Raw genomic sequence first — 18,890 nt, 5'->3', positions numbered from 1 at the left:
GCTATTATCAGAAACCTTGAAACGAATTCTCCACATAACAGGATTTTTAGTTTTACTCTTTGCGGGATTTAATCCTGCATTGGGACAAAGCTATTTTCGCGTTGTTGATGGGGTTCCTCACTTGCCATTTCTGAATCCCTCTTCTGTAGTCGCTCCTGAACCCGGGATGCTTATCTATAGCACGTCTGATCTTAAGCCGATGATCTATACCGGTACAGGCTGGGACAGCTTTTGTACCAATACAATCAATGCCACATCAACAGAAGAATACTTTGTGGTTAAAAAAGGGATTCCCTGCTTGCCTTCCCTTAACAGCGCTCCTGTTGGCTCATTGAAGCCAGGTACAGTGTATTACTCGGTGGATTTGAAGGCCTTTATGGTTTATAACGGCGGAGGCTGGAATAAATTAGCTGAACTGGTAACCGGAAGCTTTACTGAAAGCAGCGGTTTCACTACCGGCCTTGGTGTCAAAACTTGTAAACTGCCTGTATTAAACAGCGATCCGATAATCGTAGGCTTGTCTGTCGGAGCAATGTATATTAACAGCGCCAGTAAATCTCTTAGATACTATAACGGCTCTGAATGGAAGAATATAGAATGCCATGCTGTAGTGAAGACTCTTCCGGTTACAGATCTGGCGGCGTATACAGCAACGAGTGGATCGGATGTCCTGGCTAACGGCGGTTCGCCGGTAACACTTACCGGTATTTGCTGGAGTACAAATTCTGATCCTGACACTGCTACCGCAATCGGTAAAACCCGTATAACCACAACTGGTACTGGTCTGGGCGTATTTCCGTCTCAACTGAAGGACCTGCTGCCAAAGACTACCTACTACATCCGTGCGTATGCTGTTAACGATAAAGAAATCGTTTATGGGGAAAATGTCGTTATCACAACACCGATAGCGCCACCGACAATTATTACACTTCCTGCAGATAGTATCACCAGTATAAGGGCCAGAAGTGGAGGAGATATTACTTCTGATGGCGGCGCACCGGTAACGAAGAGGGGGATTATATGGAGTGCCACCGGAGATCCTTTGAATGACCCGTCACATATCATCACGGATGATGGTTCAGGTGTTGGTCCATATCCAAGTACCTTGGAGGGCCTGCTTGGAAATACAAAATACTATGTGAGAGCTTATGCTGTTAACGCAGCAGGAAAGGCATATGGTAATCTGGTTGAATTTACCACACCTCCTCCGGTGCCGCCAGTGCTCAACCCCACAATCACGATCACGGATATTACAGGCAGCTCAGCTACCGGAACAGCCCTTATTCTGAATAACGGTGGAGCCATTGTAACGGAAAGAGGATTATGCTACAGTACAGATGGTGTTAACTATATATATGTTCCTTCATCTACGGTTACGCCTACAGATATCGGGACCTTCATTACAAATCTAACCGGCTTATTACAGGGAACTACTTATTATGTAAAGGGATATGCCAAGAACATTGCGGGTATCGGCTATAGTAGTGAAACTAGTTTTGTCACTGCGTCCTATGCGACCATTATTACTAAAAAACCGGGATCTATTTCGGGTAATACAGCGATGAGTGGAGGTGATATTTCAAATTCAGGTTTCTCTGTAATAACCACCAGAGGGATCTGTTGGGATACGACAAAGATACCGACAATTGATCTGGCAACAAAGACTTCCGATCCAGTGAATGGAGATGGCACCGGTTCTTACACCAGTAAGATGATAAACCTGCTTCCTGGTGTTACTTATTACGTGCGGGCCTACGCTGTAAATAAAGCCGGTACTGCATATGGTAATCTTGATAGTCTGGTAATGCCAGATCTTCCTAAGGTAACCACTTCTGCTGCTTCGTTCTATCAGACAACTACCATCACCGGAGGAAATGTACTTGACGATGGAGGGGCGCAAGTTACAGAAAGGGGCATTTGCTGGAGTACTACATTCAATCCAACTATATCAAACAGCCGCACTGTAGACGGAGATGGGCTTGGATTATTTACAAGTATCATACCTGGCCTAACTCCAAATATTACATACCATATAAGGGCATACGCCCGAAATAGCGTGGGAGTTGGTTATGGAGAAGATCTGACGTTTACTATCAATCCTGATGCCCCGGTAATTATAACACTCGACATTTCTGATACGACAAGTATGTCGGCCGTAAGTGGTGGTAATATCACCAGCCGTGGTTCGGCTGTAATTACCTTGCGTGGATTAATGTTTAGTACCAAGGGAGATCCGGCCAATGACCCGGATGCGAGAATTGTGACGAATGATGGATCGGGAGAAGGAATATTCCCAAGTAAGATGGAAAATCTGTTGGGGAATACCACCTACTATGTCAGAGCGTATGCAGCGAATAAATATGGTAAATCTTTAGGTGATCTGAAGGTGTTTACTACTTTGCCTCCGATATTACCAACTGTCTATCCACCATCTTTTGACATTAATTATATAACTAACACTTCTGCGGTTGGAGAATTTTTGGTCAAGAACAATGGAGGCGACCCTGTTACAGAACGAGGAATCCGGTATAGTACCGACAGAGTAAATTATACTTACGTAGCATCTGAAAATAATAACACGACAGATATTGGCACTTTCATAGCTAATCTCACCGGCCTGACTCCAAACACCACATACTATGCACAGGCTTACGCAATAAATTCAGTAGGCACTGGCTTGAGTGCTGAGGCAAGCTTTAGAACCACTTCGTTAGCCATCCTTAATACTATTCCACCGTATGATATCACCGGTTTTGAGGCATATAGCGGAGGTGAAATTTTCTCTACCGGAGATGATATTATTACGGTAAAAGGTGTCTGCTGGAGCACTCAAAAGAATCCAACAGTGGATCTGGCTACAAAGACGTCAGAACCGATAAGCGGAATTGGAACAGGGATCTATACAAGTCACATAACAGGGCTGACACCTGGTGTGAAATATTACGTCAGGGCATATGCAATCAATAGCTTTGGTGTTGCGTATGGGAATCTTGATAGTCTGACGACGTCCTCCACTGCATTTATTACAACGATGCCTGCTACCAGTGTTACAAGCACAACAGCGATGACGGGCGGGCATATACAAAACGACGGGAATCAATACGTTACGTCCCGGGGTGTTTGTTGGGGGACCTCACCCAATCCAACTACATCAGGTGATTACATTGAGAACGGTGCAGGCACCGGAACGTTTAATGTGAAGCTTATTAATCTAATGGGTAGTACTAAGTACTACATCCGGGCATATGCAATTAATAGTGTTGGAATCGGGTACGGTAACCTTGATAGCTTTAAAACTGCTCCTCCGGTTATACCATCTGTTACAACTACTGACGTTGTAAATATCGGCGGCACTTCTGCGACAGGAAGAGGAAACGTTACAGGGAACGGTGGAGCACTGGTTAATGAGCGGGGTTTCTGCTGGAACACAACCGGAAATCCTGACATCAATGGAGATCATGCCGCATCAGGCAGTGGAACAGGCGCTTTCTCGGGAGGTCTTACAGGCCTGACGCCGAATACTAAATATTATGTGCGGGCTTATGCGATTAATGATGTTGGTATCGCGTACGGCAACGAGGTTGTATTCTCTACATTTACGACGGCAACAGTTTTAACTTTGCCAGTAGACCAGATAAGCAGTACAGGAGCGAGGGGTGGTGGAAATATTATCAGTGATGGCGGAGCTGCCGTCACCGAAAGCGGAATTTGCTGGAATACCACCGGTAATCCAAATGTATATGAAACGCATACGGGAAATGGAATAGGAATCGGCCAGTTCCTGCACAATATGGGGAACCTGATGGGTAGTACAGTCTATTATGTTCGCGCCTATGCAATTAATAGTGCTGGAATCGCGTACGGACAGGTAGAGACATTTACAACTAATCCTCCGATTATACCAACGCTCACTACTACGCCGGGCAGGAGCGGGGTGAGCGGGACGACTGCGCTTTGTGGTGGTATCATTGTCAGCAATGGTGGTGGTTTGATTAATACAGAAGGTATTGTATATAGTACGGCTCCCGGATTTATCCCCGATACGGTTGTTGTAAATAAAACGGTTCAGGCTGGTTCAGGGAACTTTAGTTCAACTCTTAAAAACCTGAAGCCGGGAACTACTTATTATGCGCGGGCATATGCGGTAAACAGTGCCGGCATTGGGTATGCTTCAAATGAAGTAAGCTTTACCACCTTCGATTTACCAATTATTACAACTATTCCGCCTGATCCGGCCTCTATCACTAATGTGGCTGTAAAAACAGGAGGAAATATTGTTTCGAACGGAGGTACAGACATTATTGAAAGTGGAATTTGCTGGAGTACCGAAAATACACCGACAACAGCAGGAGAACATATTTCTAATGGACCAGGTTCGGGAAGTTTTGTAAGAACGCTAACAGAGCTTATGGGCAGCACGACCTACTACGTTCGTGCATATGCAATAAATAGTGTTGGCACAGCTTATGGTCAGGTAGAAAGCTTCACAACTCGTCCGCCTGTTTTGGCTACAATAGTGACAACTCAGCCTGTAGCTACATCTTCTACTACCGCTACAAGTGGCGGCACGATTGTTAGTCATGGTGGTGCACTGGTAACAACGCGTGGTATTTACTGGAGTACACAACCTAATTTTATCCCTGATACTATCAATAGAACCGCTCAGCCTGGCTATTATACGGGCAGCTTTACTGCAAATCTCACCGGTTTAACTCCAAACACGGTTTATTATGTGAAGGCGTATGTTGTAAATTCAGTTGGTGTTGCGTATGGTGAGGAGATGAGCTTCAAGAGTCCAACATTGCCAACAATCACTACCGCATATGCTTCGGCTGACGGACCTACGAAGGCAACAAGCGGGGGAAATATCACCGACAATGGAGGCGCTGAGATTACTTCTCGCGGTGTTGTCTGGAGTACAGATCCTAACTTTAATCAGGATACGGTTATTGTTAACAGGATCAATAACGGCGGAGGCTCAGGTTCGTTTGTTAGCAAATTGACCGAGCTCAAGGGTAGTACAACCTACTACATAATGGCTTACGCGAGGAACATTGCCGGAACAAGCTATGGGAATCTCTTAAGTTTCATTACCGATCCTCCGAAGCTTGCAACTCTGACGACTCGCGAAGCGTGGAACGTATATGGATTAACGACATCGACCGGTGGCCATATATCAGATAATGGAGGAGAGCCGGTCACCACTCGTGGTGTAATTTGGAGTACAACCAAAGGATTCAATCCTGATACTGTTGTTAATAATAAAACGGTTCAGACAGGAACCGGAATAGGGTACTTCACAAGTGGTATGACCGGATTAACCCGCGGAACGACCTATTATGTTCGGGCTTATGCAATCAATAGTGTAGGGATTGCTTATGCTTCTAACGAAATAAGCTTTACGACCCTTGATCTGCCTAAGCTTACTACCAAACCTGCATCACCATCGTCAACGGGATACGCAGCCACATCAGGCGGAGTATTGATTAGTGATGGCGGAACATCTGTGACAAATCAGGGAGTATGCTGGAGCACCAATCCGAATCCGACTACTAACCTCTATACAAAAACGACTTATGATAGTTGGTCGGGGAACAATTTCTTTAGCTCGCTTACCAATCTGTCGCCTGTTACTAAGTACTATGTGAGGGCGTATGCGGTAAATAATCAGGGTACTGCTTATGGCGATGAAGTTAGCTTTACTACCCCACCTGCATTACCGATAGTAACGACCTCTTATGCAACGCCAATATCTAAATCCAGCGTTTTAACCGGGGGACAGGTTACAAAAGACGGCGGTGCAGAAATTACGCAGCGAGGCGTTATATGGAGCACTGATGCGAATTTTAACCCGGATACTGTTACTGCGAACAAAACGGTGGATGGACAGGGCATTGGTAAGTTTAACAGCACGATTACTAATATGGAATTAAGTATTTCATATTATATAAGGGCATATGCTACAAACAGTGCCGGCACAGCTTATGGTAATCAGGTAACGGTTACGATCTTCCCAACATCGCCGATTCTGAATACGATAGAATTGACAGAGGTTACAGGAACAACTGTAAAGACCGGCGGTGAGATTACCAGCGACGGCGGAGCTCCGGTAACGCTTAAAGGGATTTGCTGGGCTACCCATACGAATCCTACTGTTGATGATAGCCGTACCTATAATGGCGACGGAACGGATACTTATCTGGTTACATTAAGCGGGCTGAAACCAAACACGCTTTATTATGTCAGGGCTTACGCCATCAATAAAATTGGTACTGCCTACGGAATTGAAAGAACATTCCAGACAAATGGTATACCAACGCTGACGGCTACCACGCCGGTAACAAATATAATAGCCACTACCGCCACGAGTGGAGGAGAAGTAACAGATGATGGCAGGTCCAGAATCCTGGCACGGGGAATTGTTTGGAGCAGATACAGCAACCCTGATATATCTCTTACAACCAAAACTGTTGATACGACAGTCCACACTATCGGAAGCTTTATAGCCAAAATGAAGGGATTGTCGCCTAATACTACTTATTACGTGAGGGCATATGCCTCCAATGCAGTAGGAACAGGTTACGGCAGTCAGGTTCAGTTTACAACGCTTCCTGTGATGCTGCCAACGCTTATAACGATACCTCCATTTGATGTGGATAGCATTAAAGCAACAAGCGGGGGCGATGTAACGGATGACGGAGGGATGCCAATTCTTAGCAGAGGTATCATATGGGGAACGACTAAGAATCTGGACATAAATACCGTTACGAAGTTGACGAATAGTGTGAGCGACACCGGGTACTACACGAATCAATTCACCGGGTTGTCGCCGGGGACTAAATACTACGTGAAAGCCTTCGCAATAAATAGTAAGGGAACCGCTTACGGTAATCTCGATAGCCTCACAACTAAAGCTGTACGCGCTACATTAAGTAATGTGGTGATGTCTAATCTCACGAATAGTACAGGTGATGGCACAGCATCGGTTATTGCTGATGGAGGTGCCGCCGTAACAGAAAGGGGAATTTGCTGGAATACAACAGGTAACCCTACCATTGCGGACGATACTATACGTGTTGGTTCCGGAAAAGGCAGCTTTACAGCCAACCTAAAAGGACTTATAGAACAACCAACTTATTATGTACGGGCCTACGCAGTAAACAGCGCAGGTGTGGCTTATAGCTCAGTAGTAACAAGTTTCAAGATATGTCCGTCAGCATTTGATGTCATTCACGTCGAAGGACTTAACGGAGCCCCTGTATCAAAGACGGTAACTTATCACTCAATAAGTACCAATATTAGTGGAAAGGCAGCTTGCTGGCTAACACAAAATCTTGGGGCCGACAAACAGGCTGTGGCGGCAACTGACGCAACAGAACCCGCGGCAGGCTGGTACTGGCAATACAACAGGATTCAGGGATATCAATATACTACAGTCAGGTATCCGCTTACATGGGTGCCAGCCATTACGGAAGATAGTGACTGGAAACCCGAAAATGATCCTTGTAGTTTGCTTATTGGTACAGGATGGAGAATTCCAACTACTCTTGAGTGGACAAATGCCGACGGCGCTCCGCAAAACTGGAATAACTATACTAATACTTTTAATTCCGAGTTGAAGCTACATGCTGCAGGATATCTTGATAATGGAGGACTTGTATACCGTGGTTCTACAGGAGAATACTGGACGAGTAATCAGGCCACTACGGCAAATGGTGGGAATATAGGATTTAACTCAACTGTAAGTTATGTTCATAGTAATCCAAAGGCCAGATATGCATTTTCTCTAAGGTGTATAAGAGATTCTATTGTAATTTCCAAAGCCTCTGTTAGTAACGTGGTTATTTCTGATATGACGAGTTCTTCAGTAAAAGCAACGGCTACAGTTGCCCCAGATGGCGGAGCGGAGGTGACAGAACGCGGATTCTGCTGGAATACTACAGGCGATCCTCAAATTGCAGATAATCAAATTACAATGGGGGCTGGAACCGGCAGCTTTACCAGTTTAATCGATGGTCTGAAAGAAGGCCCTACATATTATATAAGAGCTTATGCTGTCAATGCGCAGGGCACAAGTTATAGTCCTATAGTCACCAGCTTTAAGATCTGTCCGCCTGAGTTCATTGTGCAGCACGTCGAGGGGCTTAATGGAGCACCTGTTTCGAAGACCGTTACATATCACTCCGTAAGTACGATGTATTCCGGAGCAGCAAGATGCTGGATCACCCAAAATCTCGGGGCAGATCAGCAGGCGACAGTTGTCAATGACGCAACAGAAACATCAGCTGGGTGGTACTGGCAGTTCAATAGGCCTCAAGGATACAAATATACTAGTGCCCGAAGCCCTGCTACTACCTGGACAAGCTTAACACAAACCAGTGACTGGGTTCCCGAAAATGATCCTTGTAACCTTCTTTTGGGCTCCGGTTGGCGTATTCCTACTTCAACGGAATATGCGAACGTCATTGCTAATGGTGGAATTCCGTTTACGACACCATTGAAATTACATAATTCGGGTTACCTCAATTATGCCGACGGCTCACTAGCAGGCAGAGGAACCTATGGTATATTCTGGAGCAGTACCGCTACTGCGCCAACTACTGCGAATTATCTTCAGTTTAGTAGTGGCGCGAACGCTATTTATAGTAGCTATAAATGGCATGGCTTTACGCTTCGTTGTTTGAGGGATACGGTAGTCATGTCGAAGCCATCGGTAAGTAAAGTGACATTCTCTGAAATGACTTCAACCGCCGTAGACGCAACGGCAATTGTGACACCGGACGGCGGGTCTCCCGTAACAGAGCGCGGTTTCTGTTGGAATACTACTGGCGATCCGACGACAAGCGATAATAAAATTGCATCGGGTGACGGCCTGGGATCATTTACCAAGACTTTATCAGGACTAAAAGAAGGGCCGACCTATTACGTGAGGGCCTATGCGACAAACAGCATCGGCACGGGCTATAGTACGGAAGCAAGTAGCTTTAAAATATGTCCCCCGGAATTTACTGTACAACACATCGAAGGCATTGATGGAGCTGCAGCTACGAAGAGTGTGACTTATCATTCTGTAAGCAGTACTCTCTCTGGTCAGGCGGCATGTTGGTTAACCCAAAACCTGGGCGCAGATCAACAGGCAACCTCACTCGCTGATGCTACCGATGCATCAGCTGGATGGTACTGGCAGTTTAACCGGACTCAGGCTTATCAATACGGAGGTGCTGTACGCACACCTCTTACCGGTTGGTTTGCGATCAATGAGACCCGTAATTGGACGTCATTAACAGATCCTTGTACTTCATTGCTTGGATCAGGCTGGCGTATCCCGACAAATACAGAATGGACGAATGTGATTAGCAACGGAGGCCTTCCTTTTGCGAGCTCTCCTCTTAAGCTTCATTATTCGGGATACCTGAATAATACCACTGGGGTGCTTGCGGGTCGCGGTACACAGGGTAATTTCTGGAGCAGCGTACAAACGAACACTACGACAGCGTATGACCTTCCTGTCTATTCATCTGCTAATCCGGTGCTAAGTCATGATAAGGCATATGCCTTCAGTGTTAGGTGTCTTCGCGATTCAATCAAGATATCGCTTCCCTCTGTCGGCAGTGTCACTGTTGATCCTTTTACAATGACTGCAACCACAGCAGACGTATCAGCAGCAATAGGGTCAGATGGCGGTGCGCCGGTCACAGCCCGTGGGTTCTGCTGGAATACAACTGGCAGTCCTACACTAGCAGATCAGGTAATTGCCATTTCAGGCGGCGGTACCGGAGCCTTTGCCGGGAAAGTTACCGGACTGAAGGAAGGGGACGTTTATTATATACGGGCATATGCAACTAACAGTGCTGGTACTGCTTACAGTGACAGTACGGGTTTCAACGCGGTGATGACTGTTGTTTGCCCTGCGTCTTTTGATATTCAACATACAGCAGGAGTGAAGGGAGCACCGGTGACAAAGAAGGTAACGTATCACGCGACCGGCACGTATATGACTGGCGCCGCACGATGCTGGATCACTCAAAATCTGGGGGCAGACAGGGAAGCAACATCGGTAACCGATGCCACTGAGCCTTCTGCCGGATGGTATTTCCAGTTTAACAGGATGCTGGGATATCAATATACTACAGCACGCACCCCGATTGCCTGGATGACCGCAATTAATGAAGCAAGCGACTGGGCTCCTGTTAATGATCCATGTAATAATATGCTTGGTGTCGACTGGCGTATGCCGACCTATACAGAATGGCTGAATGTAGATGGTGCTCCTCAGAACTGGACAGTGCAGAACGATGCTTACAATTCGGTATTAAAGTTACACAACGCAGGATATCTTGCTTACAATACCGGGGCACTTGGAGGCCGCGGCACACAGGGTAACTATTGGAGTAGTACGAGAAACAGTACCACAGCTGGCTGGGATTTGCAATTTTATAATGCAGGCAGCGCAATGATTGCCCATGATAAAGCATATGGCTTCTCCGTTCGTTGTTTGAGAGATGCAGCAGTGAAGATGCCTCCAACATTGAGCAACGTAGTCATTTCTACTACAACGATGACAGACAGCACTGCAGAAGCTATCGCTTCCATTGTGACTAATGGAGGATCTCCGGTAACTGCACGAGGGATTGTGTGGAACACCACCGGATATCCTACAATCAATGATAATAAAATTCCGAGTAGTTCAACTGATTCAACATTCAACGGAGTAATAGAAGGATTGAAAGAAGGCCCCACCTATTATGTGAGGGCATACGCTGAAAATAGTATCGGGCTAAATTATAGCCCTCAGGTTACCACATTTAAGATTTGTCCACAGGAATTTGAGATTTTGCATAGCGCAGGCTTTAATGGCTCTCCTGTTACGAAGAAGGTTAAATATCATTCGGTGAATAGTACATTATCTGGCTCCGCTAGTTGTTGGCTCACTCAAAACCTGGGTGCCGATCAGATAGCGGGTTCAGCGACAGATGCGTCTGAAGCCTCAGCAGGATGGTACTGGCAGTTCAACCGCGTTCAGGGTTACAAGCATGATGGAACGGTGTTGACACCGTCAACAGGATGGGTTACAACTATCAATGAAAGTCTGAATTGGACATCAGCTACCGATCCATGTAACTTGTTGCTGAGCACAGGGTGGCGTATACCCACGGCAACGGAATGGACGAATGCAGTTGGTAATGGAGGATGGAGTTCGAAAAACGCGTATGCTTCTGAATTGAAACTGCATTATGGAGGGCAGCTGAAATTAGGAGCTCTAAGTGATCGTGGCAGCTATGGGATGTTCTGGAGTGCGACACAGGCAAGTACTACGAGTGGATCTTACCTGGAATTCAGTGCGGCAACAGGAGTGAGTAAGGTTGCAAGTTACACTAAAGCAGACAGGGGATGGTCGTTGAGATGTATAAGAGATGCACTTGTTATTGCTCCGCCCCAGGTGAGTAATGTAACGATTACTAAAATGACAGACAGCCTTGCAATCGGAACAGCTACGGTAACGCCGGACGGAGGGGCACCTGTAACGAAAAGAGGATTAGTTTGGAATGCTACTGGAAGTCCGACAGTTAATGATAACGTTGTTGCCGTTGATACAACAGGGCTCGGTGATTTCACCGCTGCAATCAATGGATTGGAGGATGGAAAAACATATTATGTTAGAGCTTTTGCGACAAATAGCGCCGGCACTGGTTATAGTCCTACTTCGGTACGATTTAAGATTTGTAAACCAATAGATGCCATACATGTCGCCGGACTTAATGGTGCGCCGGAAAATAAGACTGTTAAATATAATGCAATCAGTACTGAAATATCTGGAGCTTTAATGTGCTGGATAACTCAGAATTTAGGATCTGACCGTCAGGCGCTGGCAGTGAACGACGATACAGAAAGTTCATCGGGTTGGTACTGGCAGTTCAACCGGTCACAGGGTTACAAGCATGACGGAACAAGTTACAGTCCGAAGAATGGTTGGACAGCGTGGACGACGAGTATTTCGGAATGGAATGTAGGATGGGCTTATGCGAACGATCCGTGCGGGCTTCTGTTAGGATCAGGGTGGCGCTTGCCGACCTCTACGGAGTGGTCAACGGCGGATGCACCTCCACAGAACTGGAACAGTAGTGTTGATGCGTACAAGTCGGTTCTTAAGCTTCATTTGGCGGGATACCTGACGGCAGGAGCAGGGGCATTAACAGGTCGTGGAACAACCGGCTATTACTGGAGCAATAGCTTCGTAGGCAGTACGTATGTAGATGCGTATGCGATGCTGATCACAGGGACGAGCAGTTCAGTTGTAGGTCTGAACAAGGCCAATGCCACGCCTGTTCGTTGCGTTCGGGATGCGATCGTGCCGGCATTACCATCGGTGAGCAATGTGAGTATTCCGACCAGTACGATGACCGACAGCACGGCGCTGGGTACGGCAACAGTAGCACCCGACGGAGGTTCGGCTGTTACGGACCGGGGACTATGCTGGAGTACCTCGAAGGCCATACCGACGATTGCCGACAATATCATCAAGGCAGGTACGGGTATCGGCACCTTCACTTCGAAGCTGGAAGGCCTGGTACAAGGGACGACTTATTATGTGCGGGCCTACGCAACCAATGGAGTAGGTACAGCGTACAGTCCGGTGGTGAGCAGCTTTAAGATCTGTCCGACAGAGTTTACGGTGATCCATACAGAAGGGTTGAACGGGGCTCCGGAAGATAAGACAGTGACCTATCATTCGATCAGCAGCGGGATCAGTAAATCGGCTTTATGCTGGTTAACACAGAACCTGGGGTCGAGCCAGGAAGCCTCCGGGGCGACCGATGCGAGTGAGGCATCCTCAGGCTGGTACTGGCAGTTCAACCGTTCGCAGGGATATAAGCATGACGGGACGAACTACAGTCCGAAGAATGCCTGGACAGCCTGGGTTACCAGTATCTCGGAATGGAACGTGGGCTGGGCAGCGGGTAGCGATCCATGTATCCTTTTATTAGGATCAGGCTGGCGTTTGCCGACTGCCACAGAGTGGGACAGTGCAGATGATGCACCTCAGTTCTGGCAGAACTACACAGATACGTACAAGTCGGTACTGAAACTACATGCCGGGGGTTACCTGACAGCAGCAGGAGGAGTGCTGACGGGCCGTGGCACGACAGGTTATTATTGGAGCAGCAGTTTTGTGGGTAGTACGTATGAGAACGGATATGCCTTAGGTATCGGCAGCGGGAGCAGCGGGCTTGTAAGCCTGAATAAGGCGAACGCCACACCGGTACGGTGTGTTCGGGATGCCGTAGTGATCAATCTTGCATCGGTGAGCAATGTGGACATCCCGACCTCGACGATGACCAGCTCAACAGCAATTGGGACTGCTACCGCAGGACCTGACGGCGGGGCATCTATTACCGAGCGGGGACTATGCTGGAGTACGACGAATGTCACTCCTACGGTAGCAGACAATAAGATCCTGTCGGGTTCGGGAGTAGGGACTTTCAATACAACGATCAGCGGACTGACGGAAGGTCCGACCGTATATGTGCGGGCATATGTTATTAACAGTAAGGGTGTAGCCTACAGCCCTTCAGTGACCAGCTTCAAAATATGTCTTCCTTTAACGGTGACTCACGTGGGAGGACTCAACGGAGCCCCGGAAACCAAGACAATAACATACGGAACAATCAGTAGTAATATAGGAGGATTCTCCAGGTGCTGGATAACCCAGAACTTAGGATCTGACCGTCAGGCGCTGGCAGTGAACGACGATACAGAAAGTTCATCGGGTTGGTACTGGCAGTTCAACCGGTCACAGGGTTACAAGCATGACGGAACAAGTTACAGTCCGAAGAATGGTTGGACAGCGTGGACGACGAGTATTTCGGAATGGAATGTAGGATGGGCTTATGCGAACGATCCGTGCGGGCTTCTGTTAGGATCAGGGTGGCGCTTGCCGACCTCTACGGAGTGGTCAACGGCGGATGCACCTCCACAGAACTGGAACAGTAGTGTTGATGCGTACAAGTCGGTTCTTAAGCTTCATTTGGCGGGATACCTGACGGCAGGAGCAGGGGCATTAACAGGTCGTGGAACAACCGGCTATTACTGGAGCAATAGCTTCGTAGGCAGTACGTATGTAGATGCGTATGCGATGCTGATCACAGGGACGAGCAGTTCAGTTGTAGGTCTGAACAAGGCCAATGCCACGCCTGTTCGTTGCGTTCGGGATGCGATCGTGCCGGCATTACCATCGGTGAGCAATGTGAGTATTCCGACCAGTACGATGACCGACAGCACGGCGCTGGGTACGGCAACAGTAGCACCCGACGGAGGTTCGGCTGTTACGGACCGGGGACTATGCTGGAGTACCTCGAAGGCCATACCGACGATTGCCGACAATATCATCAAGGCAGGTACGGGTATCGGCACCTTCACTTCGAAGCTGGAAGGCCTGGTACAAGGGACGACTTATTATGTGCGGGCCTACGCAACCAATGGAGTAGGTACAGCGTACAGTCCGGTGGTGAGCAGCTTTAAGATCTGTCCGACAGAGTTTACGGTGATCCATACAGAAGGGTTGAACGGGGCTCCGGAAGATAAGACAGTGACCTATCATTCGATCAGCAGCGGGATCAGTAAATCGGCTTTATGCTGGTTAACACAGAACCTGGGGTCGAGCCAGGAAGCCTCCGGGGCGACCGATGCGAGTGAGGCATCCTCAGGCTGGTACTGGCAGTTCAACCGTTCGCAGGGATATAAGCATGACGGGACGAACTACAGTCCGAAGAATGCCTGGACAGCCTGGGTTACCAGTATCTCGGAATGGAACGTGGGCTGGGCAGCGGGTAGCGATCCATGTATCCTTTTATTAGGATCAGGCTGGCGTTTGCCGACTGCCACAGAGTGGGACAGTGCAGATGATGCACCTCAGTTCTGGCAGAACTACACAGATACGTACAAGTCGGTACTGAAACTACATGCCGGGGGTTACCTGACAGCAGCAGGAGGAGTGCTGACGGGCCGTGGCACGACAGGTTATTATTGGAGCAGCAGTTTTGTGGGTAGTACGTATGAGAACGGATATGCCTTAGGTATCGGCAGCGGGAGCAGCGGGCTTGTAAGCCTGAATAAGGCGAACGCCACACCGGTACGGTGTGTTCGGGATGCCGTAGTGATCAATCTTGCATCGGTGAGCAATGTGGACATCCCGACCTCGACGATGACCAGCTCAACAGCAATTGGGACTGCTACCGCAGGACCTGACGGCGGGGCATCTATTACCGAGCGGGGACTATGCTGGAGTACGACGAATGTCACTCCTACGATAGCAGACAATAAGATCCTGTCGGGTTCGGGAGTAGGGACTTTCAATACAACGATCAGCGGACTGACGGAAGGTCCGACCGTATATGTGCGGGCATATGTTATTAACAGTAAGGGTGTAGCCTACAGCCCTTCAGTGACCAGCTTCAAAATATGTCTTCCTTTAACGGTGACTCACGTGGGAGGACTCAACGGAGCCCCGGAAACCAAGACAATAACATACGGAACAATCAGTAGTAATATAGGAGGATTCTCCAGGTGCTGGATAACCCAGAACTTAGGATCTGACCGTCAGGCGCTGGCAGTGAACGACGATACAGAAAGTTCATCGGGTTGGTACTGGCAGTTCAACCGGTCACAGGGTTACAAGCATGACGGAACAAGTTACAGTCCGAAGAATGGTTGGACAGCGTGGACGACGAGTATTTCGGAATGGAATGTAGGATGGGCTTATGCGAACGATCCGTGCGGGCTTCTGTTAGGATCAGGGTGGCGCTTGCCGACCTCTACGGAGTGGTCAACGGCGGATGCACCTCCACAGAACTGGAACAGTAGTGTTGATGCGTACAAGTCGGTTCTTAAGCTTCATTTGGCGGGATACCTGACGGCAGGAGCAGGGGCATTAACAGGTCGTGGAACAACCGGCTATTACTGGAGCAATAGCTTCGTAGGCAGTACGTATGTAGATGCGTATGCGATGCTGATCACAGGGACGAGCAGTTCAGTTGTAGGTCTGAACAAGGCCAATGCCACGCCTGTTCGTTGCGTTCGGGATGCGATCGTGCCGGCATTACCATCGGTGAGCAATGTGAGTATTCCGACCAGTACGATGACCGACAGCACGGCGCTGGGTACGGCAACAGTAGCACCCGACGGAGGTTCGGCTGTTACGGACCGGGGACTATGCTGGAGTACCTCGAAGGCCATACCGACGATTGCCGACAATATCATCAAGGCAGGTACGGGTATCGGCACCTTCACTTCGAAGCTGGAAGGCCTGGTACAAGGGACGACTTATTATGTGCGGGCCTACGCAACCAATGGAGTAGGTACAGCGTACAGTCCGGTGGTGAGCAGCTTTAAGATCTGTCCGACAGAGTTTACGGTGATCCATACAGAAGGGTTGAACGGGGCTCCGGAAGATAAGACAGTGACCTATCATTCGATCAGCAGCGGGATCAGTAAATCGGCTTTATGCTGGTTAACACAGAACCTGGGGTCGAGCCAGGAAGCCTCCGGGGCGACCGATGCGAGTGAGGCATCCTCAGGCTGGTACTGGCAGTTCAACCGTTCGCAGGGATATAAGCATGACGGGACGAACTACAGTCCGAAGAATGCCTGGACAGCCTGGGTTACCAGTATCTCGGAATGGAACGTGGGCTGGGCAGCGGGTAGCGATCCATGTATCCTTTTATTAGGATCAGGCTGGCGTTTGCCGACTGCCACAGAGTGGGACAGTGCAGATGATGCACCTCAGTTCTGGCAGAACTACACAGATACGTACAAGTCGGTACTGAAACTACATGCCGGGGGTTACCTGACAGCAGCAGGAGGAGTGCTGACGGGCCGTGGCACGACAGGTTATTATTGGAGCAGCAGTTTTGTGGGTAGTACGTATGAGAACGGATATGCCTTAGGTATCGGCAGCGGGAGCAGCGGGCTTGTAAGCCTGAATAAGGCGAACGCCACACCGGTACGGTGTGTTCGGGATGCCGTAGTGATCAATCTTGCGTCGGTAAGCAATGTGGACATCCCGACCTCGACGATGACCAGCTCAACAGCAATTGGGACTGCTACCGCAGGACCTGACGGCGGGGCATCTATTACCGAGCGGGGACTATGCTGGAGTACGACGAATGTCACTCCTACGGTAGCAGACAATAAGATCCTGTCGGGTTCGGGAGTAGGGACTTTCAATACAACGATCAGCGGACTGACGGAAGGTCCGACCGTATATGTGCGGGCATATGTTATCAACAGTAAGGGTGTAGCCTACAGCCCTTCAGTGACCAGCTTCAAAATATGTCCAACAGAGTTTAACGTTATTCATACTGAAGGACTTAATGGATCACCGGAGAGCAAGACGATAACATATCATTCTATTAGTAGCGGAATAAGTAAGTCTGCATTATGCTGGCTTACTCAAAATCTTGGTGCAGAGAAACAGGCGACTTCTGTGACAGATGCTTCTGCATTATCCTCTGGCTGGTATTGGCAGTTTAACCAACTGCAAGGCTACAAGCATGACGGGACAAGCTATAGTCCGAAGAATGGCTGGACCCCATGGATAACAAGTATCTCGGAATGGAATGTTAGCTGGGCGTCAACAAATGATCCTTGTGTTCGTCTTTTGAGCTCGGGATGGAGATTGCCTACAGTTTCTGAATGGGTTAATGCAGACGACGCTCCTCAATTCTGGCTGAATTATAATGATGCTTTTGGATCTGTATTGAAGTTGCACGCAGCAGGCTATTTAACCGCAGCAGCAGGGGCATTGACAGGTCGTGGAGCAACCGGCTATTACTGGAGTAACAGTCACGTAGGAAGTACCTATGTTGATGCCTACGCCATGCTGGTAACTAGCAATAGCAGCTCAGTTGTCGGTCTGAACAAAGCAAATGCAACCCCCGTTCGATGCGTGCGTGACGCTCTGGTTCCCGCTTTAGCTTCAGTAAGTTCAGTAGATGTGCCTACAATAACAATGACTGGTTCAAGCGCCAAATGTACGGCCATAGCTGGGCCGGACGGAGGTGTAAATATCACAGAAAGAGGTTTCTGCTGGAGTACTACTAATCCAATACCAGCTATAACAGATAATAAAATAATGTCTGGCTTGGGAGTAGGATCTTTTACGGAAACAATTTCTGGTTTAAACGAAGGAGTTACTGTTTATGTAAGAGCCTACGTTATGAATAGTAAAGGCACCTCTTATAGCCCAAGTGTTAGCAGCTTTAAAATATGCCTGCCAGTGAGCGTAATTCATGAAATAGGAATAAACGGAGCTCCAGAGTCAAAATCGATTACTTATCAGACAATAAGTACCAATATAAGTGGATTAGCTAAGTGCTGGATAACCCAAAATTTAGGTTCTGCACAGCCTGCTTTATCAGTGAGTGATGCCACAGAATCATCGTCTGGCTGGTATTGGCAGTTTAACAGACTACAGGGATACAAGCACGATGGAAACAGCTATATTCCGGTTAGAGCATGGATTACAAGTATTTCTGAGTGGAATGTCGGATGGGCGGCATCAATAGATCCATGTACACGACTTCTTGGTAACCGATGGCGTTTGCCGACGTATACAGAGTTTTATAATGCCGATGATCAGCCGCAATATTGGCAAAATGCAGGACATGCATTTAATTCCGTGTTGCGACTCCATCCAGCGGGATACCTAGCTGCAGCGAACGGAGCATTGGTAGGTAGAGGGGTGACAGGGTATTACTGGACAAGTAGTTATGTTGGAAGTACTTATGAGAATGGGTATGCATTAGGTTTTGGTAGTGGGAGCAGTTCTGTTGTCAGCTTAAACAAGGCGATTGCAACTCCATTAAGATGTTTAAAAGATTAACGATGATAAA

At 48.1% G+C, this 18,890-nt stretch carries 1 protein-coding gene; it reads left to right on the top strand.

Annotated features, from left to right (window positions below):
• Positions 1-16 precede the first annotated feature (16 nt).
• Positions 17-18,880: a hypothetical protein gene (locus BDE36_RS21950; protein WP_141816700.1), complete on the top strand. Its 18,864-nt coding sequence runs from the start codon at positions 17-19 to the stop codon at positions 18,878-18,880.
• Positions 18,881-18,890: the final 10 nt, after the last annotated feature.

Origin of the sequence: Arcticibacter tournemirensis (genome assembly GCF_006716645.1) — a bacterium.
GTDB classification, from domain to species: domain Bacteria; phylum Bacteroidota; class Bacteroidia; order Sphingobacteriales; family Sphingobacteriaceae; genus Arcticibacter; species Arcticibacter tournemirensis.
This window is presented reverse-complemented; position numbering and strand designations above follow the sequence as displayed.